The following is a 25,145-nucleotide window of genomic DNA, read 5'->3' on the forward strand; positions in this document are numbered from 1 at the left end:
GAACTTTCGCTACGCCGTCAACAGGTTTTTCCAGCTTTTCCAACCTGCCCGCCTCGCTGAAAGCCTTGCCACTGCTGGCTCTCCCGCCTCCCGCGCCCCGTTGTCCGGAGCACGAAAGAGCGAAATTCTAGCGAGCCGGACGAAGGCTTGCAAGCGTTATTTTGACAAGCGTATTAACGATGCTTGAAGACCGGCTTGCGCTTCTCCACGAACGCAGCCATTCCCTCCTTCTGATCTTCGGTCGCAAAGAGCGAATGGAATAGCCGGCGCTCGAAATGCACACCTTCGGCTAGCGTGGTTTCGTACGCGCGATTGACCGACTCCTTCACCATCATGACTGCCGGAAGCGGGAATTCCGCAATCGTCGCAGCCGCAGCGATCGCCTCGTCAATAAGAGAGGCCGCGGGAATCACTCGCGAGACCAGTCCCGCCCGCTCAGCTTCCGCGGCATCCATGAAACGGGCCGTCAAACAGAGATCCATCGCTTTTGCCTTGGAAACGGCACGCGGCAACCGTTGCGTGCCGCCGGCCCCCGGCATGATGCCCAGCTTGATTTCCGGCTGGCCGAACTTCGCGGTGTCGGCGGCGAAAATGATGTCGCACATCATCGCCAGTTCGCAGCCGCCGCCAAGCGCAAAGCCGGCCACCGCAGCAATGATTGGCTTGCGGATAGAGCGCACGGCCTCCCAATTGCGCGTGATGTAGTCCCCCTTGTAGACATCCATATATGAATAGGTCGCCATCATGCCGATGTCGGCGCCGGCAGCAAACGCTTTCTCGCTGCCCGTCACCACGATTGCACCGATCGCTTCGTCGGCGTCGAATTCGCGCAGCGCCGCACCCAATTCGTCCATCAGCGCGTCGTTCAACGCGTTCAACGCCTTCGGGCGATTCAGCGTGACCAGGCCGACTCGTCCCCGCGTCTCAACCAGAATGCTCTCGTAAGCCATGCTGCCTCCTAGTGTGAATGGCACGCGAAAACGCTTCGCGCGGCCGTCTTAATGATGCTAACATTCACCAACCAACCGGTCGGTCAATTATTAGACAGGCTTTTCCCAACGTACAGCCAAGCTCCTCTGCTATGACACATCCGCTATTCACCAAGCACGAAGCCACGTTGCAAACGGCACTCACCGCGGTCGAGACGCGCGGCTACTGGAGCCCGTTCGTCGAGATGCCCAGCCCGAAAGTGTACGGGGAAACAGCTAACGCCGACGGCGAAGCCGCGTTCAAGGCACACCTGAACAAGACTTTCGAACTGGACCAACCGTCGACCGGCAAAAGCGTCGGCGCCGAGGTTTCCCCATTCGGGTTCCCGCTCGGCGTCCGCTATCCAAAGGCCGATGCGGACACGCTGATCGCAGCCGCCGCTGCCGCGCAGCGCGATTGGCGCGCCGCCGGCCCACAGGCGTGGATCGGCGTGTGCCTCGAGATTCTCGCCCGCGTGAATCGCGCCAGCTTCGAAATCGGTTACAGCGTGATGCACACAACCGGCCAGGCCTTCATGATGGCCTTCCAGGCCGGCGGCCCGCACGCACAGGACCGAGCGCTCGAAGCCGTCGTGTATGCGTGGGATCAATTGCGCCGCATCCCCGCAGACGCCCACTGGGAAAAGCCGCAGGGGAAAAATCCGCCGCTCGCGATGCACAAGCGCTACACCGTCGTGCCGCGCGGCACCGGACTTGTGCTCGGCTGCTGCACCTTCCCCACATGGAATGGCTATCCCGGCCTGTTCGCCGATCTGGCCACCGGCAACACGGTCATCGTCAAACCACACCCGGGCGCAATACTGCCGCTCGCACTGACCGTGCGAATCGCGCGTGAGGTCCTGCGCGAAGCAGGCTTCGATCCGAATGTCGTCACGCTGCTGGCGACGGATCCGAATGATGGCCCGCTCGTCCAGGATCTGGCCTTGCGCCCGGAGATCAAGCTCATCGACTTCACCGGCAGCACGCAAAACGGCACGTGGCTCGAACGCAATGCGCATCAGGCGCAGGTCTACACCGAAAAGGCCGGTGTCAACCAGATCGTGATCGACTCGGTCGACGACATCAAAGCCGCCGCCCGCAATATTGCGTTCTCGCTTGCGCTGTACTCGGGCCAGATGTGCACCGCTCCACAAAACATCTACGTACCGCGCGATGGCATCCGCACCGCCGAAGGCACACTCGGGTTCGACGAGGTCGCTCAAGCTATTGCCAACGCCGTGCAAAAACTGGTTGCCGACCCGGCCCGCGCCGTCGAACTGCTCGGCGCAATTCAGAACGAAGGCGTAACCCAGCGTATCGACGAAGCCAGCACGCTCGGGCATGTTCTCGTTGAAAGCCAATCGCTCGAACATCCGGCTTTTGCCAGCGCCCGTGTGCGCACACCGCTCGTGCTACAACTGGATGCCGCCACCGACCATGCACAGTTCACCAAAGAATGGTTCGGCCCGATCTCGTTCGTGATCGCGACGGACTCGACCGCGCAGTCGCTCGACCTGGCCGGCGCAATTGCCGCCGAGCACGGCGCGCTGACTCTGTCGGTCTACAGCACGAACGAAGCCGTGCTCGAAGAGGCCCACGAAGCGTCGATTCGCGGCGGCGTGGCGCTGTCGATCAACCTGACGGGCGGCGTGTTCGTCAATCAATCGGCGGCGTTCTCCGACTTCCACGGTACAGGCGCGAATCCGGCTGCAAACGCCGCGCTCGCCGACGCCGCATTCGTCGCGAACCGCTTCCGCGTTGTTCAGAGCCGCGTTCATGTTGAACCGAAAGCAGCGTCGGCGGTAGCTGGCTGAGCCGCATAAGACAAAAGCACAGCCCGCGTCCTATGTCGGTTGGCCGAATGGACCGAGCCGTACCCCCCAACTAACATGAGACATCGGATTGGCAACTCATGCCAATTCGCCCCAGCAGGAATCTCACATGAACGACGCCTTCATTTGCGACGCGATTCGTACCCCCATCGGCCGCTACGGCGGCGCCCTGAAGGATGTCCGCGCCGACGACCTCGGCGCGGTACCGATCAAGGCGCTGATCGAGCGCAATCCAGAGGTGGACTGGCTCGCGCTGGACGACGTGATCTATGGCTGCGCCAATCAGGCCGGTGAAGACAACCGCAACGTTGCCCGCATGTCGGCATTGCTGGCCGGGTTGCCCACCAGCGCGCCGGGCGCGACCATCAACCGCCTGTGCGGCTCGGGCATGGACGCAGTCGGCACTGCTGCGCGAGCCATCAAGGCGGGTGAGGCGCGTCTGATGATCGCGGGCGGCGTCGAAAGCATGACGCGCGCGCCGTTCGTGATGGGCAAGGCCAGCAGCGCGTTTTCGCGGCAAGCCGAAATTCACGACACGACCATCGGCTGGCGCTTCATCAACCCGCTGATGAAACGCCAATACGGCGTCGATTCGATGCCAGAAACCGCGGAAAACGTCGCTGTCGAATTCGGCATAAGCCGCGCGGATCAGGATGCGTTTGCACTTTCGAGCCAGCAAAAGGCGGCCCGCGCCCAGCGCGACGGCACGCTGGCTCAAGAAATTGTCAGCGTTGAAATTGCGCAGAAGAAAGGCGATCCCGTGCGCGTGACGCTCGACGAACACCCGCGCGAGACTTCGCTCGAAAGCCTCGCCAAGCTCAAAGGCGTGGTCCGCGCCGACGGCAGCGTGACCGCCGGCAATGCATCGGGCGTGAACGACGGCGCCTGCGCGCTGTTGCTCGCGAATCAGGAGGCTGCCGATCAATACGGTCTGCGTCGCCGCGCACGCGTGGTGGGCATGGCAACAGCGGGGGTCGAGCCGCGCGTCATGGGCATCGGCCCGGCGCCGGCCACGCAAAAGCTGCTGAAACACCTGGGCATGTCGCTCGATCAATTCGACGTGATCGAGCTTAACGAAGCTTTCGCATCGCAAGGCCTCGCAGTTCTGCGCTTGCTCGGACTGCGCGACGACGATCCGCGTGTGAATCCAAACGGCGGAGCGATTGCGCTCGGCCATCCGCTCGGCGCGTCGGGCGCGCGTCTGATCACCACGGCGCTCTATCAGCTGGAACGAATCAACGGCCGCTATGCGCTTTGCACGATGTGTATCGGCGTCGGCCAAGGCATCGCATTGGCGATCGAACGCGTCTGAGCGCCGTCGTCGCGAGCACCGGTCAAAGAGACTTTGAGGAGACACCCAATGTCATATGAAGCGATTCGCGTCGATCTCGACGCCTCGAGCCACGTAGCGACCATCACGCTAAACCGCCCGGACAAGCTCAACAGCTTTACGCGCGCAATGCATCAGGAACTGAGCGCCGCGCTCGACCAGCTTGAAGCATCAGGCGCGCGTGCGCTCGTGTTGACCGGTGCGGGCCGCGGCTTCTGCGCCGGCCAGGATCTCGCGGACCTCGACTTCACGCCGGGCGCGATGACCGACCTCGGCAAGCTGATCGACGAGCACTTCAATCCGCTGATTCGCCGGCTGCAAGCGCTGCCGTTGCCGGTGGTCGCAGCGGTCAACGGCACGGCCGCCGGCGCCGGCGCCAATCTCGCGCTGGCTTGCGATCTGGTGCTTGCCGCCCGCTCAGCCAGCTTCATCCAGGCGTTCGTGAAGATTGGTCTGGTGCCGGACTCGGGCGGTACCTGGTTTCTACCGCAGCGTGTCGGCATGGCGCGCGCGTTGGGCCTCGCCATCACCGGCGACAAACTGAGCGCGGAGAAAGCCGAAAGCTGGGGGCTGATCTGGCAAGCGGTCGACGACACGGAGCTCGCCGCTACAGCAGCCAGACTGGCGACCCAACTTGCGCAGCAACCCACGCGCGCCATCGCCGCAATCAAGCAAGCCATGCGCGCGGGCGCAACGCAAACCCTCGACCAGCAGCTCGATCTCGAACGCGATCTGCAGCGTGAACTCGGCGCGTCTCACGATTACGCGGAAGGTGTGCAAGCGTTCGTAGAAAAGCGCGCGCCGCGTTTCGAGGGCCGCTGACATGTCCACGCAACCGAACCGCCCTGCCCAGATGACGCCGGACGAACTCGCCCGCGCGACCGCCACCGCCATGTACGAAAACGACGCTTGCAGCCGTGCGCTCGGACTTGAAGTGGAGGAGGTGCGCGCCGGATATGCGCGCTTGCGCATGACTGTGCGCGACAACTTCCTGAACGGCCATCAGATCTGCCACGGCGGCCTGATTTTCACGCTCGCCGATTCCACGTTCGCTTTCGCCTGCAACACCCACAACATCAACACGGTTGCGGCCGGCTGCTCGATCGAGTTTCTGCGACCGGTCAAAGGCGGCGATGTGCTGACTGCCGAAGCCATCGAGCAAACGCTGAGCGGCCGCACCGGCATCTACGATATCCGGGTGACGAATCTTGCCAGGCAAACCGTCGCGATGTTTCGCGGCAAATCGGCGCAAATCAAAGGCAACCTGATTCCTACGGGTGACTGAAGGTGCATCGATAGCAGCCCGTCACCCGACTCTCGCGCACCAACGCGCACCGCATATCAGACTTAAGCATTGAGGCAGCAAGGAGACATTCGATGACCACCGCCCTCCCTCTCGATCCCATCGAGACCGCCAGCCGCGACGAACTTGCCGCGCTCCAACTCGAACGGCTCAAGTGGTCGCTGAACCACGCCTATGAGAACTCGCCGGTTTATCGGCACAAATTCGACGAAGCTGGTGTCCACCCGAGCGATCTGAAGACCCTCGCGGACCTGTCGCGTTTCCCCTTCACCACCAAGAAGGATCTGCGCGACAACTACCCGTTCGGCATGTTCGCCGTACCGCAGGAGCAGATCTCGCGAATCCACGCGTCATCGGGTACGACGGGCAAACCGACCGTAGTCGGCTACACCGCGCGCGATATCGATACGTGGGCGAATCTCGTGGCGCGTTCGATCCGCGCCGCCGGGGCGAAGCGCGGCGACAAAGTACACGTGAGCTACGGCTATGGCCTCTTCACCGGCGGCCTCGGTGCGCATTACGGCGCCGAGCGCGCGGGCCTGACGGTAATCCCGTTTGGCGGCGGCCAGACCGAAAAGCAGGTGCAACTGATTCAGGATTTCCGCCCGGACATCATCATGGTGACGCCGAGCTACATGCTCTCGATCGCTGACGAACTCGAGCGGCAAGGCGTCGATCCGGCCAGTTGCTCGCTGCGCATCGGCATCTTCGGCGCGGAGCCGTGGACCAACGACATGCGCCTGGCGATCGAAAAACGCATGGGCATCGACGCGGTCGATATCTACGGTTTGTCCGAAGTGATGGGGCCCGGCGTGGCGTCGGAGTGTGTCGAAACCAAAGACGGCCCGACCATCTGGGAAGATCACTTCTATCCCGAGATCATCGATCCCGAAACCGGCAAGGTGCTGCCGGACGGCGAACTCGGCGAACTGGTGTTTACGTCGTTGACCAAGGAAGCGCTGCCGATCGTCCGTTACCGGACACGCGATCTGACGCGCCTCTTGCCAGGAACCGCACGCACCATGCGCCGGATGGAAAAGATCACCGGCCGCTCAGACGACATGATGATCGTGCGCGGCGTCAACGTCTTCCCGACGCAGATCGAAGAACTGCTGCTCAAGCAGCATGCCCTCGCGCCTCACTACCAGATCGTGCTGACCAAGGAAGGTCCACTCGACGTGTTGACGCTGAACGTCGAACCCTGCCCGGAAACGGCGCCGGATACGGCCGCGCTGAACACGGCAAAACAGGCGCTGACTTATGACATCAAGGCGCTGATCGGCGTCAGCGCGGTAGTCAACGTGTTGGCGGTGAACGGAATCGAGCGTTCGGTGGGCAAGGCGCGTCGAGTGGTCGACAAGCGGAAATCCGGACTCTAGGCTTGCGAACGGCGGCTGGTGCCTGCGCGACTGCAAAAATGCACCAGCCGAAGCAGCACGTCATAGCAGCAAATAAAGCAAGGGTGGCCTCTCCAACCAGGAAATGCCGCCCTCACGCCTCTGCCGCCGAACCATCAGGAATTCGGCAGCAACAACCACATCCGGCCACCCTGCTTCATCTTGCCGGCGAGATCTCCGGCATCGTCGCCGAGACCCCAGAAGTAGTCGGCGCGCACACCGCCTTTGATCGCGGAACCCGTGTCCTGCGCAAAGACGAGGCGATTCATCGGCGAGTTCGTCAACGGACGCGTGGTCTGCAAAAACACCGGCGTACCGAGGGGAATCGAAGTCGGATCAACCGCGATCGACCGCTCCGGCGTGAGCGGCACGCCGAGTGCGCCAATGGGACCGTCGGCGCCGCCGATCGGCACGCTCTCGCTGGACGGCATTTCACGAAAGAACACGAAGCGCGGATTCGTGTCGAGCAGCGCGTCGACCCGTGTCGGATTAGCGCGTGCCCATGCCTTGATGCCCTGCATGGTCGCCTGCGCCGGCGTGAGCTCGCCGCGATCGAGCAGCCACCGTCCAATCGACTTGTACGGCTGATTGTTCGTGCCGCCAAAGCCGACCCGCATCACGCTGCCGTCTTCCATCACGATGCGTCCCGACCCTTGCACCTGCAGAAAGAACGCTTCGATCGGATCGTCGACCCACACCAGTTCATTGCCGTTGAGCACGCCCGCGCGCTCGAGTTGCGCACGCGCCGGCAGCGGCGCGCCCGCGCGATAACTGGACGGCCAGCGATACAGCGCAGTCTGGTACACGCCGTGCCGCGTGCGCGATCCGCGCAGCAGCGGCTCGTAGTAGCCGGTGACGAGACCGTCGAGTGTGCCGTCGTTGTTGGCTAGCTGGAAAGGCGTGAAATAGGCTTCGAAAAATGCACGGGCGCTGGTGACGTCGAGATCGTCGATTTGCGAAGCCGCCGCACAGGCGCGCGCCCAGTTCGGCTGGCGCGCCAGTCTCACGCAGTTTTGCCGCAGCGCGGCCGTCGCGCCGATCAACGAGTCATCCTGCCAACCCGGCACCTGCTGCCAGGCCACTGCTGTGAGCCGCGCCGGGGCGATCTGTCCGGGTATGATCGCGGCGCCTGTGGGCGGCGAAACCGAAGACCGGAGCGCGCCGCCGCCACCGCAGGAAGCAAGCATGACAGCAACCGAAAGCGCCCCGAGCCATGCTCCGGCCGTGCGGACAAAACGCATACAATATTCGTTCTTGATGGAAACCGCCATGTCTGATCTGTTCGACGAATACCCGATGCTCATCTTCGCGTTGGAATCGCTCCTCGCGCTCTTCCTGCTCGTCTTTATCGTTGTGTGGACGTCGTCCGGCAAGAAAAAAGCCGCGCGCGCCAACCACGGCAGTGAACGGCAAAAGCAGCAAAAACCGCAGTGAAGCTGCGCAGCCAAGCTTTTTAAAGACCGCGGGACGCGCCTCCGGTTCAATGCAACGTGCGCGGCATGCGCAGGATGAACTCGGGTACGGGCGCGTCGAAGCGCTCGCCGTCCTCCGCCACGCAAAAATACTCTCCGCGCATTGTCCCGACGGGCGTGGCGATCACCGCCCAACTCGTATATTCGAACTGCTCACCGGGTTTGAGCAGCGGCTGATGGCCGACCACGCCAAGGCCTTTCACCTCCTGCACTTTCTTGTCGCTATCGGTGATCACCCAGTGGCGCGCAATCAGTTGCGCAGGCACCTGGCCGCTGTTACGGATAGTCAGCGTGTATGCGAACGCATACTGGCGGCGCTCCGGGTCTGACTCTTCGGGCAGATACTGCACCTTCGCCGAGACGCTGAATTCGTACTGGCTCATCCTGATTCCGGTCTGATGAAACGGGGCTGGAAAATCGCTGGGAAGCCCGAATGCCAATGGTTTGCGGGCGCATTGGCGAGCCTCGCTTATGGTTTGGCATTCTGCTTGATGCGCGGCATGCCCGCAACCGGACAAATCCCTTTGGCCAAGGGCGGTTAAGGCGTTTGGTCGCGTTTGGTCGCGTTTGGTCGCTTTTGGCACGCAATCCGGGACCGGCCTCGAACCGTCCGCTACCCGGTTCCCCGGCGTACAAACCGGTAAAATGGCGCTTTCCCGCCTGCATCCACCCCTGCCATGACGCAATTCCGCATCGCTCCCAGCATCCTATCCGCCGATTTCGCCCGCTTGGGTGAAGAAGTCCGCAACGTCGTCGCCGCCGGCGCCGACTGGATTCACTTCGACGTAATGGACAACCACTATGTGCCGAACCTGACGATCGGCCCGCTCGTCTGCGAAGCGATCCGCCCGCACGTAGACGTGCCGATCGACGTGCATCTGATGGTGCGTCCGGTCGACCGCATCGTGCCGGACTTCGCCAAGGCCGGCGCGAACCTGATCAGCTTTCACCCGGAAGGCTCGGACCATATCGACCGCACGCTGTCGCTGATTCGCGACCACGGCTGCAAGGCCGGCCTTGTGTTCAATCCGGCCACGTCGCTGAATTATCTGGACCACGTGATGGACAAACTCGATCTCGTGCTGATCATGTCGGTGAATCCGGGCTTCGGCGGCCAGTCGTTCATTCCCGAAGCGCTCAACAAGCTGCGCGAGGCGCGCAAGCGCATCGACGCGTACAAGGAAAAGACCGGCCGCGAAATTCATCTCGAGGTGGACGGAGGCGTTAAAGTCGACAACATTGCCGAGATCGCGGCAGCCGGCGCGGACACATTCGTGGCCGGCTCGGCGATCTTCGGAGCGCCGGATCACAAGGTTGTGATCGACAAGATGCGCGCCGCACTCGCCAACGTTCAACACTAACTATGATGGCTGCGTTCCCTGCCCCGAGTTTCACCGGCCCGCGCCTGCAAGCAGCGATCATCGACCTGGACGGCACGATGATCGATACCGCCGACGATTTCACCGCTGGCCTGAACGGCATGCTCGCGCAACTCGACGCGACGGAAACCTCGCGTGAGGAAGTGGTGGGCTATGTTGGCAAGGGTTCGGAGCACCTGATCCGCAGCGTGCTGGCGCCGCGTTTCGAAGCGAACCATGCGCAAGACCGCTTCGACGAGGCGCTCGCCATCTACCAGGCGGAATACGCGAAGATCAACGGCTTGCACACGCGGCTCTATCCCGGCGTCGAAGCCGGCCTGATCTCGATGCGCGATGCCGGCCTCAAGCTCGCCTGCGTGACCAACAAGCCGCACCGTTTCGCAGTGGAATTGCTGCAGCAGTACAGGCTCAGTCAGTATTTCAGCGTCGTGCTCGGCGGCGACAGCCTGCCGAAAAAGAAGCCGGATCCGTTGCCGATGCTCACGGCGGCGGCCCAGCTCGGCGTCGCACCGCAAGCCACCGTCGCCATCGGAGATTCGGAAAACGATGCGCTGGCGGGCCGCGCCGCGGGCATGGCGACGCTGACGGTGCCGTACGGCTACAACCATGGCCAAGCTATACAAACAATAAAATCCGATGGTATAGTTGCCTCGCTGCTCGACGCCGCCAAGGCGATCGCAGCGCACCATTCCACGACTTGAAAAGTCCTTCATCCTCATGTTTCTGAATAAAAAACGGAGTCTGATTAGCATCGACCGGGGAGCCTGGCCCTGGCGTCGCTGGTCGCGCTAACCTCGCCTGAGGTACGCTGAAGCTCGTCTTCGGCAACCGTTTTTTACTTCGCTGCGCTCACGCGTTTTTTCCATCACCTTGTATCGCTGCATCGGTTGATTCGGCCAACGTGTACCCATAAGGTATCGCTGTGCGCTGAAACCCCTTGCACGCGTCGATGGGAAACTCGCGCCGGTCGGTATCATCGGATCTACAAGCCGAACCCACGCCTGACCGGCCGCGCAATGCCCCGCTTTGTCCGACGCACGCTGCCGCCGGACCTATGAACAGGATCGGAACATGACCGAACTCGAATTCCAGTCCCTCGCCAATGAGGGCTTCAACCGCATTCCGCTGATCGCCGAAGCGCTCGCCGACCTCGAAACGCCGCTTTCGCTCTACCTGAAGCTCGCGCAAAGCGAACGCAACGGCGCCAACTCGTTCCTGCTGGAATCGGTGGTGGGCGGCGAACGCTTCGGCCGCTATTCGTTTATCGGCCTGCCCGCGCGCACCTTGCTGCGCACCCGCAACGGCGTCTCGGAAGTCGTGCGCGACGGCAAGGTCGTCGAAACGCATGAGGGCGATCCGCTCGAGTTCATCCAGCAATTCCAGAGCCGCTTCAAGGTCGCGCAACGGCCGGGTCTGCCGCGTTTCGCGGGCGGCCTCGCCGGTTATTTCGGCTACGACGCGGTGCGCTACATCGAGAAAAAGCTCGCGCACACCGCGCCGAACGACGATCTGAACCTGCCCGACATCCAGTTGCTGCTGACCGAAGAAGTCGCCGTGATCGACAACCTGGCGGGCAAGCTCTATCTGGTGATCTACGCCGATCCGGCGCAGCCCGAGGCCTACACGCGCGCCAAACAGCGCCTGCGTGAATTGCGCCAGCGTTTGCGCTCGACCGTGCAACCGCCGGTTACGTCGGCGAGCGTGCGCACCGAGACTTACCGCGAGTTCGCAAAAGACGACTATCTGGCCGCCGTACGCAAGGCGAAGGAATACATCGCCGCCGGCGAACTGATGCAAGTGCAGGTCGGCCAGCGCCTGACCAAACCGTACCGCGACAACCCGCTGTCGCTGTATCGCGCGCTGCGTTCGCTGAATCCGTCGCCGTACATGTATTACTACAACTTCGGCGACTTCCACGTGGTTGGCGCGTCGCCGGAAATTCTGGTGCGCCAGGAAAAGCGCGGCGAGGATCGCATCGTCACGATCCGGCCGCTCGCCGGCACGCGTCCGCGCGGCAATACGCCGGAACGCGATGCGGAACTCGCCACCGAACTGCTGAACGATCCGAAGGAAATCGCCGAGCACGTGATGCTGATCGACCTCGCGCGTAACGACGTGGGCCGCATCGCACAGATCGGCTCAGTGGTGGTCACCGACAAGATGGTGATCGAAAAGTACTCGCATGTGCAGCACATCGTGAGTTCGGTCGAAGGCAAGCTGAAACCCGGCACCACCAATTTCGACGTGCTGCGCGCCACCTTCCCGGCCGGCACGCTGTCCGGCGCGCCGAAAGTTCGCGCAATGGAACTGATCGACGAGCTTGAACCCGTGAAGCGCGGCCTGTACGGCGGAGCGGTCGGCTATCTGTCGTTCACCGGCGAAATGGATCTGGCGATCACGATCCGCACCGGCGTGATCGCGAACGGCAATCTGTATGTGCAGGCGGCAGCGGGTGTGGTCGCGGATTCGGTGCCGGAATCCGAATGGCAAGAGACCGAGAACAAGGCGCGCGCCGTGTTGCGCGCTGCCGAACAAGTTCAAGACGGCCTAGATAGCGACTTCTGACCGGAGACAGACCATGCTGCTCATGATCGACAATTACGACTCGTTCACCTACAACCTGGTGCAGTACTTCGGCGAACTCGGCGAAGACGTGCGCACCTTCCGGAACGACGAAATCACGCTGGACGAAATCGCGCAGCTCAACCCCGAGCGCATCTGCCTGTCGCCCGGCCCGAGCAACCCGCAACACGCCGGCATCACACTCGATGTGCTGCGCGAATTCGCCGGCAAGACGCCGATTCTCGGCGTGTGCCTCGGTCATCAGGCAATCGGCGAGGCATTCGGCGGGCGCGTGGTGCGCGCCCAGACCATCATGCACGGCAAGGTGAGCACGATCGAAACCGACTGCAAAGGCGTATTCGCCGACCTGCCGAAGCATTTCGTCGTGACCCGCTACCACTCGCTCGCGATCGAACGCGAATCGCTGCCCGACTGTCTCGAAGTGTCCGCGTGGACCGAGGACGGCGAGATCATGGGCGTGCGTCATAAGGAGCTGGCCGTGGAAGGCGTGCAGTTCCATCCAGAATCGATCCTGTCCGAACACGGCCACGCGCTGCTTGAAAATTTCGTGAAGCAGTCGAAGCTGGCCCATCGCAACGCTTGATGAAGAGAGACGACATCATGACAATTACGCCCCAGGAAGCGTTGCAGCGCACGATCGAGCACCGCGAAATTTTCCACGACGAAATGCTGCATCTGATGCGGCTCATCATGCGCGGCGAACTCTCGCCCGTGATGGCGGCGGCGATCATCACCGGCTTGCGCGTCAAAAAAGAGACCATCGGCGAAATCACCGCAGCCGCCACGGTGATGCGTGAATTTGCCAGGCACGTGGACGTGCAGGACAACTCGAACTTCGTCGATATCGTCGGCACCGGCGGTGACGGCTCGCACACCTTCAACATTTCCACCGCGACGATGTTCGTCTCCGCGGCGGCCGGCGCGAAGGTCGCGAAGCACGGCAACCGCGGCGTGTCGAGCAAGTCGGGCAGCGCGGACGTGCTCGAAGCGCTCGGCGTGAATATCGATCTGCAACCGGAACAGGTGGCGGCGTCGATTGCGGAAACCGGCATGGGTTTCATGTTCGCGCCGAATCATCATCCGGCGATGAAAAACATCGCGCCGGTGCGCCGCGAACTCGGCGTGCGGACCATCTTCAACATTCTCGGACCGCTGACCAACCCGGCCGGCGCGCCGAATCAGCTGATGGGCGTGTTTCACGCCGACCTCGTCGGCATTCAGGTGCGCGTGATGCAGCGCCTCGGCGCGAAGCACGTGCTGGTGGTGTACGGTATGGACGGCATGGACGAGGTTTCGCTCGGCGCGGCGACGCAAGTCGGCGAGCTGCGCGACGGTGAAGTGCACGAGTACGAGATCCATCCAGAAGACTTCGGCATGCAGATGGTGTCGAACCGCACGCTGAAAGTGGCCGACGCCGCCGAATCCAAAGTGATGCTGCTCGAAGCGCTGGACAACAAGCCGGGCGTCGCGCGTGAAATCGTCACGCTGAACGCAGGCACCGCGCTGTATTCGGCGAACGTGGCCGCATCGATTGCGGACGGCATCCAGTTGGCGCGGGAAGCGATCGCGAGCGGCAAGGCCCGTGCGAAGGTCGACGAACTGATCCGCTTCACCCAGCAATTCAAGCAGTAACTTTTGTAGCGAGATACTCATGAGCGACATCCTGGACCGCATCGTTGCGGTCAAACGCGAAGAAGTCCGCGCGGCCGAACGGAGCGCGCCGCTCGAAGAACTGCGCCTCGAAGCGTCCTCGCGCGATAGCCGCGATTTCGTCGGCGCATTGCGCGCGAAGCACGCGGCCGGCCTCGCCGCCGTGATCGCCGAGGTGAAAAAGGCGAGCCCGTCCAAAGGCGTGCTGCGCGAGCATTTCGTGCCGGCCGAGATCGCACGTTCGTATGAACAACACGGCGCGGCCTGTCTCTCCGTTCTCACCGACGTGCAGTTCTTCCAGGGCAGCGTCGCGTATCTGAAGGAAGCGCGTGCGGCGTGCAGCTTGCCGGTGCTGCGCAAGGACTTCATCGTCGATCCGTACCAGATCGTCGAAGCCCGCGCGATGGGCGCCGACGCGATCCTGCTGATCGCCGCCGCGCTCGACACCTCGCAGATGCAGGACCTCGAGGCGCTCGCGCATTCGCTGAGTCTCGCGGTGCTGGTCGAAGTGCATGACAACGACGAACTGATGCAAGCGCTCACGCTGAAAACACCGCTGATCGGCATCAACAACCGCAATCTGCGCACGTTCGAAACGTCGATCGAGACGACCATCGGCATGCTCGAATCGGTTCCGGACGACCGTATCGTGGTCACCGAATCGGGTCTCCTCTCACGCGCCGACGTTGAACGGCTGCGGGCGATGGACGTGCATACGTTCCTCGTCGGCGAGGCGTTCATGCGTGCGGAAGAACCGGGTGTGGAACTGGCGCGGATGTTCTTCTGAACATCCCGAACGCACGGAGCGAAGCAGGTCATGGGCATGGAACGTGAAATCAAGCTGGCGCTGCCGGTGAGCCAGTTGAAGGCGGCGACCCAGTGGTTCGTCGCGCGCACCGGCGACGAGGGCCGCCCGGTCAAGCTGGCGAATATTTACTTCGATACGCCGAAACTCGCGCTAGCGAGTGCGAAAAGCGCGCTGCGACTACGGCACACGCCGGACGGCTGGCTGCAAACTTTCAAGACGGTGGGCGAAGCGAAGGATGGTTTGCACAGCCGCCACGAGTGGGAAATGCCGGTGGCCAGCGAGCAACTGGAAATCGACGCCCTGCTGCACGCTTGCGACGATCCCGCCGCCGCCAAAGCCTTGCGTGAGGCGGCGCCGGAGTTGATCGAACTGTTCCGGACGAACTTCATCCGCACGCTATGGCATGTCGCGCTAGACGGCTCGGACATCGAGGCCGCGATCGACCAGGGCGAGGTGCTCGCCGAAGTGAACAGCGAGGTTCGCCGCGCCCCGATTTCCGAGGTCGAGCTCGAGCTGAAATCCGGCGACGAAGCCGTGCTCAATGCGCTTGCGAGCGAACTCGGCAAACACGTAGCCGGCCTCGCGCCGGACAACATCAGCAAAGCGCAGCGCGGCTATCAATTGCGAGCGGCCTGAGCGGCGGTGAGCGCGCCGCCGCGCGCCAAACGCATCTTGAGCAACACCGCGTTTGCTGCGACACTTCCCCGCCATGACCTCAGCTTCCCGCAACCGCTCCAATCCGTCGCAAGCCTCGTTGTTCGGCGACGCCACCACCACGCCGGCCAGCACCATGACCGCCCAGCCTCAGATGCCGCCAGGCACCGACGCGCCGCCGACGCTCGAAGCCCAATTCGCCGCCCTGCCGCCCGCGTGGCGCGCGCATCTCAAGCCGTTCATCGACAGCGACGCGTACGCGCCGCTCTGCCGTTTCGTCGACGGTGAGCGGGCGGCCGGCAAAACCGTCTATCCCGCCGACGTATTTCGCGCACTGCGCCTGACCGGCCCCGACGACGTGAAAGTCGTGATTCTCGGCCAGGACCCCTATCACGGCGAAGACCGCGGCACGCCGCAAGCTCATGGGCTTGCATTTTCAGTGCCGCCGGCCGTGCGTCCGCCGCCGTCGCTGCGCAACATCTTCAAGGAAATCGCCGCGAGTCTCGGCTACGAGCCGCCGCGTCACGGCTGCCTCGACGCCTGGGCACGACAAGGCGTGCTGCTGTTGAACACGGTGTTGACCGTCGAGCGCAATTCAGCCGCGAGCCACGCGAAACGCGGCTGGGAGAAGTGCACGGACACCTTGATTCACGAACTGGCGATGCGCCATGACGGCCTCGTGTTCATGCTGTGGGGTGCGCACGCGCAAGCCAAGCGCGCGCTGCTCGGCGGCAAGTCGCATTACGTGCTGGAGGCGCCGCATCCATCGCCGCTGTCGGCGCATCGCGGCTTTCTCGGCTGCGGGCACTTTGCTTTGGCCAATGAGTATCTGGCGAAACATGGCCGCCAGCCGGTCGACTGGCGTTTGCCCGACGAAGCGCAAATGCTGGCCTAACGCAATAACGCCGCATTTGTCGGCGCATTGAAGCCGAAGCAATAAAAAAACGCCACGAAACTCCCGTTCCGTGGCGTTTTTTCTTTTCACCGCGCCGAAGCTGACGCGGTGAAGACAACCTTACGCAGCAGCGATCGCTTCGCGCGCAGCGGCCAGTGCCGCACCCGCTGCGTCCGGGCCCATGTTCAGGCCTTCGGCGTAGATGAAGTTCACGTCGGTCATGCCGAGGAAGCCGAGGAAGCTCTTCAGGTACGGGGTGTGGGTGTCGTTCGGGGTGCCCAGATACTTGCCGCCGCGCGGCGCCACGACGTAGACCTTCTTGCCCTTCACGAGACCTTCCGGACCGTTCGCCGTGTACTGGAACGTGATGCCGGCGCGTGCGATGAAGTCGAAATACGTCTTCAGTTGCGACGAGATGCCGAAGTTGTACATCGGCGCGCCGATCACGACGATGTCGGCGGCTTGCAGTTCAGCAATCAGCGCTTCGCTGCGTGCCGAGATCGCGGCTTGTTCCGGCGTGCGTTGGTCGGCCGGCGTGAAGAACGCGCCGAGGACGGCGTCGTCCAGATGCGGCAGCGGTTCAGCTTGCAGATTACGGACGACGACTTGCGCGCCCGGATTCGATTGTTGCAGCTTGGCGGTCAGTTCGTTGACGAGCAACGTCGAGTTCGCGCCTTGCGAACGGGCTGCCGAGTTGATTTGCAGGATCGTGGTCATGGTTGACTCCAGTAGGGGCGCGCAGTGTTGCGCGAGTGGAGTCATTGTGTTTTTTTACCGGCCCGGGAAAAAGCCATCCAGCAGCGACGGATTGTTGCATGGATAGAACAATCCGCCGCCTTGAACCGTCGATTTGCAACGGCGTTAATTACGATCAGCTTGCAAGCCAGCGCTCGCGCGCTTTGCGCGCGGCGGGCCGCTTATCGCTCACGGTGAGCTTGTAACGCGACACCTCAGGCCCGTCCAGCTTGACTTGCGCGGTGCGCAGCTCGTCGCGGCGGAAAGCGTGAACGTCGACTTTCGCGCCCGGCAGATAGCGCGATAACAGCGCGTCAAGATTCGAGCCGGTTACGCGCAGACCGTCGATCGCGATCAGCACGTCGCCCGCCGATAGCCCGGCTTTTTGCGCCGCGCCGCCTTCGTGGACCGCCGTCAGCGTGCATTCCGCGCCGCCGCGCACGCGCGCGCCGAGCGAAGGCTTGCCGTTTTTCTCCAGATCCGGCGCAAGCGTGACGCCGAACGGCGCCAGCAGCGTGTCGAGCGGCAGATCGCGCGTCCCGTACACAGCGTCGGCGAACAGTTCGCCGAGGTGCGCGCCGGTCGCTTCCGCGAAAAGCGCCTCGATTTCGCCTTCCTCGACGCCGATCGGCTTGCCGCGATAGAAGTCGCGCCCGAAGCGCTGCCACAGCAGACGCATCACGTCATCGAGCGATTTGCGATTGCCGGTTTGCGCGCGAATCGTCAGATCGAACGCCAGCGCGACCAGCGAGCCCTTGGTGTAATAGCTGACGATCGCGTTCGGCGCATTTTCGTCCTGCCGGTAATATTTGACCCAGGCGTCGAACGCGCTTTCCGCGACCGTCTGCTTCTGGCGGCCGCTGCCGCGCAGAACGCCGCCGATCACCTTGCCGACCATGCCGAGATAGTCTTCCTGCGAAACGACGCCGCTGCGCACCAGCATCAGGTCGTCGTAATAAGACGTGAAACCTTCGAACAGCCACAGCAGCGACGTGTAGTTCTCGCGGGTCAAGTCATACGGTGCGAACACCGCCGGCTTGATGCGCTTCACATTCCACGTGTGGAAATATTCGTGGCTGCACAGACCGAGGTAGGTCCGGTAGCCTTCCGTGAGCGCGTCGCGGCCTTCCACCGGCAGATCGCCGCGATTGCAGATCAGCGCCGTCGACGCGCGATGTTCCAGGCCGCCGTAACCGTCGGCGACCGCCTGCGTCATGAACACATAGCGCTCGACCGGCGCCTTCTTCGACTTCGGCTCGAACAACGCGATCTGCACTTCGCAGATGCGCTTCAGGTCGGCGGACAGCCGCGCCATGTCGAGCCCGACCACGCGCCCGGCGATCACGATATCGTGCGGCACGCCATGCGCCTTGAAGGTCGCCAGCGCAAATTCACCCAGCGTGACCGGATGATCGATCAGCTCGTCGTAGTTCTGCGCGCGATACTCGCCGAAGCCGTAGCGCTTCGTGCCGCGAGCTTCCGGCAACGCGGTCGCGACACGCCAGTCGCGATACGCGGCGCCCTCGGGCTTCTGAATATCGACCACGCACTGCGCTTGCTCATGACCGAGCGGCGACAGAAACACGCTGGTGCCGTTGAAAAAGCCAGCCGTATCGTCCAGATGCGCGGCACGCACCGACAGATCCCATGCATACACCTCGTAGCGCAGCGTCAGCGCGCCTTTGACCGGCGCGGCCTGCCACGTGTGCTTGTCGGTCTTCTCGATGCGCACCTTGCGGCCCGCGTCGTTGAACGCACGCAGCGTGACGATGTTGCGCGCGAATTCGCGCACCATGTAGCTGCCCGGAATCCACACCGGCAGCATGAAACGCTGGCCGGCCGGATCAGGATCGGCAACGGTCACGGTGACTTCGAACAGATGGGCGGCGGGTTGCCTGGGAACGATGGTGTAACGGATCGGCTTCATCGGCGGCGCTTGGTTGGTCTTAGGGGGTCGCAGGTGCTGTCAGGCGGGGATGTTCGGGGCTTGATGCGAAAGGAGGCGCATGCCGCGCCTCCTCGGTTCGATTCGTGCGACGTGCTCAGTGCACGGCGGACATTTCCTTGTCCAGCCGGTCTGCCGGCACGGCGCCCGGCAGACGGCGGCCGTCGGCGAGGAACACGGTGGGCGTGCCGTCGACGTTCATCGCGTGGCCGAGCGCCAGGTTCTTGTCGATCGCGGCGGTGTCGCAGGTGCCGGCGGCCGTCGGCGCCTGATGATTCTGCATCCACGATTCCCACGCCTTCGCGCGGTCGGTCGAGCACCAGATCGACTTCGACTTGGCGGTCGAATCCGGCGACAGGACCGGATACAGGAAGGTATAGACCGTCACGTTGTCGAGCGACTTGAGCGAGGTTTCGAGCTGCTTGCAGTATGGGCAGTTCGGATCGGAGAACACGGCGATCTTGCGCGCGCCGTTGCCCTTCACGACCTTCACCGCGTTCGCGAACGGCAGGCTCGCGAAATCGATACGGTTGGTTTCCGACAGACGCGCTTCCGTCAGATTCTTGCGCGTCTTCGCATCGACCATGTCGCCGAGCAGCAGGTAATCGCCGTTCGCATCGCTATAGACGATCTGCGTGCCGAGGTTCACTTCGTACAGGCCGGCAATCGGCGACTTCGTAATGCTCTTGATGTTTACGTCTGTCAGGCGCGCTTGCAGCGTGGCTTTGAGCTTGTCGGTGGCTTGATCGGCCTGCGCGGAGCAGCCGATTGCCACGGCGGAGATCGCGAGCGCGACTGCCGCGATGCGGAACGATTTTTTCATGCTGAATTCCTGGGTTCTATCGCGCGCGGTGCGCGTTTTCGCAATGTGTCCGGTCTGACCAGAACGGCATCGATGCGTTCATCATACCTGTCTCGCCAGCCCGGGCATGCGGGCCGGCGCACGCTTTATCCCAACGCGGCCGACACCAGCCAGCGCTTGATCAACGGTTGCGCGCCGACGAGGGCCATGCCGGTATTGCGCAACGCCTTGGCGAACGGACCCGGAACGGAAAAGAGCTTTTGCAGACCGTCGGTGGCGATCATCAGCGCGCGAATGTCTTCGCGGCGGGCGCGTTCGTAGCGGCGCAGCAGCACCATGTCGCCGAGATCGCGGAACGCTTCCTTGCCGGCGACTGTTTCGGCGAGCGCCGCGACATCGCGCAAACCGAGGTTCATGCCCTGGCCCGCCAGCGGGTGAATCAGATGGGCGGCGTCGCCGACCAGCGCGACGCGCGGCGCCACCAACCGGTCGACGGTTTGCAGCGCGAGCGGGAAACCTTGCGCGGGCGTCACGCAGTCGAGCGCGCCGAACTGGCCGCCCGTCACGCGTTCGACTTCGGCGGCGAGTTGCGCCGGATCGAGCGCGAGCAGTTGCCCCGCGTGCTCGGTGCGCGCCGACCAGACCAACGACACGTGGCCGTCCGGCATCGGCAGCAGCGCGATGATCTCGCCGTCCTTGAACCACTGCCAGGCCGTTTCGCTGTGCGGCTTCTCCGCCTTGAAGTTCGCGACCACGCCGGTTTGCCGGTAATCGCGCCGGTTCATCTTCGACCCGATCTGCGCGCGCACCCACGAATGCGCGCCGTCCGCGCCGACCACCAGATCGGCCTCGAGCACCTTGCCGTTGTCCAGACCGACGCTCGCGCCGCCGGCATCGAGATCGAGCGCATGGGCGCGCGAGTCGACCCAGGTCAGATTCGGCTGGAAACGCAGCGCGGCATCCAGTGCGCGCTCGATCAGCGACGATTCGACGATCCACGCCAGCTGCGGCACGGACGCCTGAAATGCGGAGAAATGGAGCTCGGCGTGCGCGTCGCCGTAGACACGCATGTCGTAGACGGGACCCAGCCGCGACAGATCGAGCGCCTGCCAGACTCGCAACCGCTCCAGCAAAGCCTGCGAACTCGACGACAACGCGTAGACCCGCGAGTCGAATGTGGCGCCGGCGGGCAGCGGCGCGCAGGGTTGCGCGAGCAGCGCCACGCGCAGTCCGCTTTGCGTGAGCGCCAGCGCCGCGGTCTTGCCGACGAGCCCGCCGCCGATCACGGCGACATCGAAGGTCTGGTGGTGTGCGTTCATCCGCGCATTATAGCTGCGGGGGTTGCGGGGGACGGATCGGCACGTGCGGCATTTCAGCCCGAAAACCGGCGCCCGTTCAAGTGTGTACCCACCGCTTTCCCGCTCCGGCCCGCAGGCAGCCCACCCGAAAGAGTTACAATCGCGACTTCCGTGACAAGACTCGCACTCAATCGTTGAGCCAACGCCCCGATCCGGTGTCTTGTCCCGCTCCGCTGCGGTCCATCGCCACGCCGCCGTCACGAATGCTTTCGCATTTAGCACACAGCGTCGAGCGCATCACGCAACTTACTGATTCACTGAAGGATTTCCATGAGCCTCCAATGCGGCATCGTCGGCCTGCCTAACGTCGGCAAGTCCACCCTGTTCAACGCCCTGACCAAGGCGGGCATCGCCGCCGAAAACTACCCGTTCTGCACGATCGAGCCGAACGTCGGCATCGTCGAAGTGCCGGACGCGCGGCTGACGGCGCTCGCCGAGATCGTCAAGCCGGAGCGCATTTTGCCGGCGGTGGTGGAATTCGTCGACATCGCCGGCCTCGTGGCCGGTGCGAGCAAAGGCGAAGGTCTGGGCAACCAGTTCCTCGCGAACATCCGCGAAACCGACGCGATCACCCATGTGGTGCGCTGCTTCGAAGACGAAAACGTGATTCACGTCGCGAACAAGATCGATCCGCTGTCGGATATCGAAGTCATCAATACCGAACTGGCACTGGCCGACCTCGCCACCGTCGAGAAGGCGCTCACGCGCTATTCGAAGGCCGCCAAGTCGGGCAACGACAAGGAAGCGGGCAAGCTCGTCGCCGTGCTGGAAAAGGTCCGTGCGCAGCTCGATCAGGCGAAGCCGGTCCGTGCGCTCGATCTGTCGGCTGAGGAAAAGGCGGTGATCAAGCCGTTCTGCCTGATCACCGCGAAGCCGACCATGTACGTGGCCAACGTGAAGGAAAACGGCTTCGAGAACAACCCGCATCTGGACGCGGTGACGAAGTTCGCGGCGGCGGAAAACGCGCCGGTCGTCGCTGTGTGCGCGGCAATCGAAGCGGAAATCGCCGACCTCGACCAAGCCGACATGGAAGTGTTCCTCGAGGACATGGGCATGGAAGAGCCGGGCCTGAACCGTGTAATCCGCGCGGGTTTCAAGCTGCTGGGCCTGCAAACGTACTTCACGGCCGGCGTGAAGGAAGTGCGCGCGTGGACCATCCATATCGGCGACACCGCGCCTCAGGCGGCGGGCGCGATCCACACCGACTTCGAGCGCGGCTTCATCCGCGCGCAGACGATCGCCTTCAACGACTTCATCACCTACAAGGGTGAACAAGGCGCGAAGGAAGCCGGCAAGATGCGCGCCGAAGGCAAGGAATACGTCGTGCACGACGGCGACGTGATGAACTTCCTGTTCAACGTCTGACGCCTCGTATCAGTATCAGGCGGCGGCAATCAGCGAACCACTGAATGCCGCGGCATCATCTCCGCGAAAACAGAAAGCCCGCTCGATGCGGACTTTCTGTTTTACTGCCGGCCCGCTACGTTGGGCTTCGCGCACTGGAGCGGCATGGCGACTCCCGCCTTGATCGCCGCCATTTTCTGCGGTGAATCCGCCAGCACCGCATCGATCCCGAGACACGCCGCGGTCCGATAATCGTCCGCATTGTTCACCGCGATCGCGACGATCCGCACGTCGGGCTTCTGCCGGAAGCAGGCGAGCGTCGCGGGTGTCCACAGCGACGCCTCGACGTCGGAGCGGCCTTCGCCGAGCGTGAATTTCTCCACCACCGTCATCGCCCGATGCAACTCGAACGCTGTCGACGTATGTTCGGCAGGCGCATCCACGCAGCCTTGATTGAGCAGCACCCGCACGAGCCGCCCGCGCGTTGCGTCGCGCGACTCAAACAGCCTGGCCTGTGGATAGGCCGCGAAACTTTGCTGGTAGTCCGCTTCAGTCGAATAGATCGTCACGCGCGGCCACGCGTTCTCCTCGTCCAATACGCGCGCTACAGCCTGCGCCTGCGGCGCGGCGGGCAGCGCTTTCATATCGAGGATGATCGGCATGGCGGCCGGGATCGCCTGGAGCGCGTCGCGCAGCGCCGGAACGCCGACCGGATGATCGCGATAAGGATACGCATCGCCTCGGCGGAAACGCCAACCGGCGTTCACACCCGCCAGTTCCGCCGCAGTGAAGGCGGACACCGGCCCCTTCGCGTCGCTCAGCGCCGACAGATCGGCCGGCCGGTACAGCACGGGTACGCCGTCCTTGCTCAACTGAACCGTGAGCCACATCGCATCGGCATGATGCGCGACCGACAGGCGAATCGCTTCGAGCGTGTTCTCCGGAGCGTCGCCCGTACCGCCGCGATGCGCGATGATCTGCGGCAGCGAGGCCACAGGCGCTGCCCGATCGTCCGCCGTCACAGGCGTCAGCGCACAACCCGCCAGCATAAGACCCGCTATCGAACCGCCAATCGAACCACGAACCGCCAATCGCATTGAATCTGGCATCTGGAATCCTGATTTATGAGCAGCTTTCCGCTCCCCATCAGCCGGTGTTAGTTTGCGGCATCCGGCGCCTGGCAAAAGCGGCTCGCCGCTTGGCCAACGTCGCGAGACTGTCATCGAACACAAATAGAATCGCGCGATTCGCATCCGCGCCCCGTTCCGACCAGGAGACAAATCGATGAGTTGCAAGCCGCTGTTCCGTTCGCTGTCCGTAGCTGCCGTCCTGAGCTTAGGCGTTAGCCAGGCGGCCCACGCCGCGACTGAAATCCAGTTCTGGCACGCCATGGAAGCCGCCCTCGGCGAACATCTGAACGACATCGCCAACGCGTTCAACGCGTCGCAGAGCGACTACAAAATCGTACCGGTGTTCAAAGGCCCCTACGACCAGACGCTCGCCGCCGGCATTGCCGCTTACCGCAGCGGCAACGCGCCCGCCATTTTGCAGGTCTATGAAGTCGGCACTGCGACAATGATGCAGGCGAAGAAAGCGGTGATCCCGGTCTCCGAGGTGTTCAAGCAAGCGGGCGTGCCGCTCGACCAAAAGGCCTTCGTGCCGACCATCGCGAGTTATTACAGCGACTCCAAAACCGGCGAGCTGATCTCGATGCCGTTCAACAGCTCCACGCCGGTGCTGTACTACAACAAGGACGCCTTCAAGAAAGCCGGGCTCGATCCGAATCAGCCGCCCAAAACCTGGGCTGAAGTGGCAACGGACGCGCAGAAACTGAAGGCCTCGGGCATGGCGTGCGGCTATTCTTCCGGCTGGCAAAGCTGGATTCAGCTCGAAAACTACAGCGCGTGGCACGGCGCGCCGTTCTCTTCGGAGAACAACGGTTTCGACGGCGCGGATGCGCAGCTCGAATTCAACAAGCCGCTCCAGGTCGCGCATATCCAGTTCCTGCAGAACATGCAGAAAGAAGGCACCTTCACCTATGTCGGCCGCAAGGACGAAGCTATGTCGAAGTTCTATAGCGGCGACTGCGGGATCATCACGAATTCGTCGGGTTCGCTCGCCACCATCAAGAAGTATGCGAAGTTCAACTTCGGCAACGGCATGATGCCGTACGACGCGAGCGTGAAGGGTGCGCCGCAGAACGCGATCATCGGTGGCGCTAGCCTGTGGGTGCTGGCGGGCAAGGATCCGGCCGTCTACAAGGGTGTGGCGAAATTCCTCTCCTATTTGTCTTCGGCGCCGGTTGCCGCGAAGTGGCACCAGGACACCGGTTATCTGCCGGTCACCAACGCCGCCTATCAGTTGACCCAGCAGCAAGGCTTCTACGAGAAGAACCCGGGCAGCGACACCGCGATCAAGCAGATGCTCAACAAGCCGCCGCTGCCGTACACGAAGGGGCTGCGTCTGGGCAACATGCCGCAGATCCGCACCATCATCGACGAAGAACTCGAACAGGTGTGGGCACAGAAGAAGACGCCGAAAGAAGCGCTCGATTCGTCCGTGTCGCGTGGCGACGAGCTGCTGCGCCGCTTCGAGAAAGCCGGTAGCTAAGCAACTGGTTAAGCCTCTGGCGTAACGGATATCGGCGCTGGCACGCCGATATCCGCCTCTGCAGCCCTTTGGGAATTCTC

The 25,145-nt window shown here is 63.1% G+C and carries 25 protein-coding genes; 17 read left to right on the top strand and 8 right to left on the bottom strand.

Going from position 1 to position 25,145, the window contains the following annotated elements; genetic code table 11:
• Positions 1-187, top strand: a 187-nt coding sequence (locus DLM46_RS39915) for a hypothetical protein (RefSeq protein ID WP_208866349.1), incomplete at its 5' end; no start/stop codon positions are given.
• On the opposite strand, the gene DLM46_RS29455 is transcribed toward DLM46_RS39915, so the two are convergent.
• Complete coding sequence (locus DLM46_RS29455; protein WP_115106494.1) at positions 174-950, bottom strand: enoyl-CoA hydratase; 777 nt, start codon at positions 948-950, stop codon at positions 174-176. The two genes, DLM46_RS39915 and DLM46_RS29455, sit on opposite strands and share 14 nt — an antisense overlap.
• A gap of 131 nt (positions 951-1,081) precedes the next feature.
• Between DLM46_RS29455 and paaN the strand changes: the two genes are divergently transcribed.
• The 5 genes from paaN (at position 1,082) to paaK (ending at position 6,812) form a co-directional block, all read left to right on the top strand.
• Positions 1,082-2,782, top strand: a complete 1,701-nt coding sequence (gene paaN, locus DLM46_RS29460) for a phenylacetic acid degradation protein PaaN (RefSeq protein WP_115106496.1) — start codon at positions 1,082-1,084, stop codon at positions 2,780-2,782.
• 127 nt (positions 2,783-2,909) lie between these two features.
• Positions 2,910-4,112 carry a 3-oxoadipyl-CoA thiolase gene (gene pcaF, locus DLM46_RS29465; RefSeq protein WP_115106498.1) on the top strand — a complete coding sequence of 401 codons (1,203 nt, stop codon included), beginning with the start codon at positions 2,910-2,912 and terminating at the stop codon, positions 4,110-4,112.
• A gap of 48 nt (positions 4,113-4,160) precedes the next feature.
• On the top strand, positions 4,161-4,952 hold the full coding sequence (paaG, locus tag DLM46_RS29470; protein WP_115106500.1) for a 2-(1,2-epoxy-1,2-dihydrophenyl)acetyl-CoA isomerase PaaG: 792 nt from the start codon (positions 4,161-4,163) through the stop codon (positions 4,950-4,952).
• Between the two features lies 1 nt (position 4,953).
• Positions 4,954-5,415 (top strand): hydroxyphenylacetyl-CoA thioesterase PaaI, encoded by a 462-nt coding sequence (paaI, locus tag DLM46_RS29475; RefSeq protein ID WP_115106502.1) that lies wholly within the window; start codon positions 4,954-4,956, stop codon positions 5,413-5,415.
• A 92-nt stretch (positions 5,416-5,507) separates the two neighbouring features.
• On the top strand, positions 5,508-6,812 hold the full coding sequence (paaK, locus tag DLM46_RS29480) for a phenylacetate--CoA ligase PaaK (RefSeq protein WP_115106505.1): 1,305 nt from the start codon (positions 5,508-5,510) through the stop codon (positions 6,810-6,812).
• A 134-nt stretch (positions 6,813-6,946) separates the two neighbouring features.
• On the opposite strand, the gene mltA is transcribed toward paaK, so the two are convergent.
• On the bottom strand, positions 6,947-8,071 hold the full coding sequence (gene mltA / locus DLM46_RS29485; RefSeq protein ID WP_115106740.1) for a murein transglycosylase A: 1,125 nt from the start codon (positions 8,069-8,071) through the stop codon (positions 6,947-6,949).
• On the opposite strand from mltA, the gene DLM46_RS40585 reads away from it, so the two are divergent.
• A complete protein-coding gene (locus DLM46_RS40585) occupies positions 8,016-8,264 on the top strand; it encodes a hypothetical protein (RefSeq protein WP_165848082.1) in 249 nt (82 codons plus the stop codon). The genes mltA and DLM46_RS40585 overlap by 56 nt on opposite strands.
• Before the next feature lie 46 nt (positions 8,265-8,310).
• Here the strand turns inward: DLM46_RS40585 and apaG are convergent, their stop codons facing one another.
• Complete coding sequence (gene apaG, locus DLM46_RS29490; RefSeq protein ID WP_115106507.1) at positions 8,311-8,685, bottom strand: Co2+/Mg2+ efflux protein ApaG; 375 nt, start codon at positions 8,683-8,685, stop codon at positions 8,311-8,313.
• Positions 8,686-8,979: 294 nt separating this feature from the next.
• On the opposite strand from apaG, the gene rpe reads away from it, so the two are divergent.
• From rpe to DLM46_RS29530, 8 genes are all read left to right on the top strand, one after another.
• The gene (gene rpe, locus DLM46_RS29495) at positions 8,980-9,663 is read left to right on the top strand and encodes a ribulose-phosphate 3-epimerase (protein ID WP_115106509.1); all 684 of its coding nucleotides are present in this window, start codon (positions 8,980-8,982) and stop codon (positions 9,661-9,663) included.
• 2 nt (positions 9,664-9,665) lie between these two features.
• The gene (locus DLM46_RS29500; protein ID WP_115106512.1) at positions 9,666-10,382 is read left to right on the top strand and encodes a phosphoglycolate phosphatase; all 717 of its coding nucleotides are present in this window, start codon (positions 9,666-9,668) and stop codon (positions 10,380-10,382) included.
• 370 nt (positions 10,383-10,752) lie between these two features.
• Positions 10,753-12,246, top strand: coding sequence for an anthranilate synthase component I (gene trpE, locus DLM46_RS29505; RefSeq protein WP_115106514.1), 1,494 nt, complete (start codon positions 10,753-10,755; stop codon positions 12,244-12,246).
• A 13-nt stretch (positions 12,247-12,259) separates the two neighbouring features.
• Positions 12,260-12,847 (top strand): aminodeoxychorismate/anthranilate synthase component II, encoded by a 588-nt coding sequence (locus DLM46_RS29510; RefSeq protein WP_115106516.1) that lies wholly within the window; start codon positions 12,260-12,262, stop codon positions 12,845-12,847.
• A 17-nt stretch (positions 12,848-12,864) separates the two neighbouring features.
• On the top strand, positions 12,865-13,896 hold the full coding sequence (trpD, locus tag DLM46_RS29515; RefSeq protein ID WP_115106743.1) for an anthranilate phosphoribosyltransferase: 1,032 nt from the start codon (positions 12,865-12,867) through the stop codon (positions 13,894-13,896).
• A gap of 19 nt (positions 13,897-13,915) precedes the next feature.
• Positions 13,916-14,701 carry an indole-3-glycerol phosphate synthase TrpC gene (gene trpC, locus DLM46_RS29520; RefSeq protein ID WP_115106519.1) on the top strand — a complete coding sequence of 262 codons (786 nt, stop codon included), beginning with the start codon at positions 13,916-13,918 and terminating at the stop codon, positions 14,699-14,701.
• 30 nt (positions 14,702-14,731) lie between these two features.
• Entirely contained in the window at positions 14,732-15,358 is a 627-nt protein-coding gene (locus DLM46_RS29525) for a CYTH domain-containing protein (protein WP_115106521.1), read from the top strand.
• A 73-nt stretch (positions 15,359-15,431) separates the two neighbouring features.
• Positions 15,432-16,271: a uracil-DNA glycosylase gene (locus tag DLM46_RS29530; protein WP_115106524.1), complete on the top strand. Its 840-nt coding sequence runs from the start codon at positions 15,432-15,434 to the stop codon at positions 16,269-16,271.
• A 120-nt stretch (positions 16,272-16,391) separates the two neighbouring features.
• Here DLM46_RS29530 and DLM46_RS29535 read toward each other — a convergent pair whose 3' ends face one another.
• The 4 genes from DLM46_RS29535 to DLM46_RS29550 form a co-directional block, all read right to left on the bottom strand.
• Entirely contained in the window at positions 16,392-16,988 is a 597-nt protein-coding gene (locus DLM46_RS29535; RefSeq protein ID WP_115106527.1) for an FMN-dependent NADH-azoreductase, read from the bottom strand.
• Between the two features lie 154 nt (positions 16,989-17,142).
• Entirely contained in the window at positions 17,143-18,933 is a 1,791-nt protein-coding gene (locus DLM46_RS29540; RefSeq protein WP_115106529.1) for a M61 family metallopeptidase, read from the bottom strand.
• 115 nt (positions 18,934-19,048) lie between these two features.
• On the bottom strand, positions 19,049-19,774 hold the full coding sequence (locus DLM46_RS29545) for a DsbC family protein (protein ID WP_115106531.1): 726 nt from the start codon (positions 19,772-19,774) through the stop codon (positions 19,049-19,051).
• 125 nt (positions 19,775-19,899) lie between these two features.
• On the bottom strand, positions 19,900-21,072 hold the full coding sequence (locus DLM46_RS29550; protein ID WP_115106533.1) for a UbiH/UbiF family hydroxylase: 1,173 nt from the start codon (positions 21,070-21,072) through the stop codon (positions 19,900-19,902).
• 309 nt (positions 21,073-21,381) lie between these two features.
• On the opposite strand from DLM46_RS29550, the gene ychF reads away from it, so the two are divergent.
• Positions 21,382-22,476, top strand: coding sequence for a redox-regulated ATPase YchF (gene ychF, locus DLM46_RS29555; protein ID WP_115106536.1), 1,095 nt, complete (start codon positions 21,382-21,384; stop codon positions 22,474-22,476).
• A gap of 101 nt (positions 22,477-22,577) precedes the next feature.
• On the opposite strand, the gene DLM46_RS29560 is transcribed toward ychF, so the two are convergent.
• Complete coding sequence (locus tag DLM46_RS29560) at positions 22,578-23,504, bottom strand: glycerophosphodiester phosphodiesterase family protein (protein WP_244306417.1); 927 nt, start codon at positions 23,502-23,504, stop codon at positions 22,578-22,580.
• 235 nt (positions 23,505-23,739) lie between these two features.
• On the opposite strand from DLM46_RS29560, the gene ugpB reads away from it, so the two are divergent.
• Complete coding sequence (ugpB, locus tag DLM46_RS29565; protein WP_115106540.1) at positions 23,740-25,065, top strand: sn-glycerol-3-phosphate ABC transporter substrate-binding protein UgpB; 1,326 nt, start codon at positions 23,740-23,742, stop codon at positions 25,063-25,065.
• The last annotated feature ends 80 nt before the right edge of the window (positions 25,066-25,145 follow it).

It is taken from the genome of Paraburkholderia lacunae (assembly GCF_003353175.1).
GTDB lineage: Bacteria > Pseudomonadota > Gammaproteobacteria > Burkholderiales > Burkholderiaceae > Paraburkholderia > Paraburkholderia lacunae.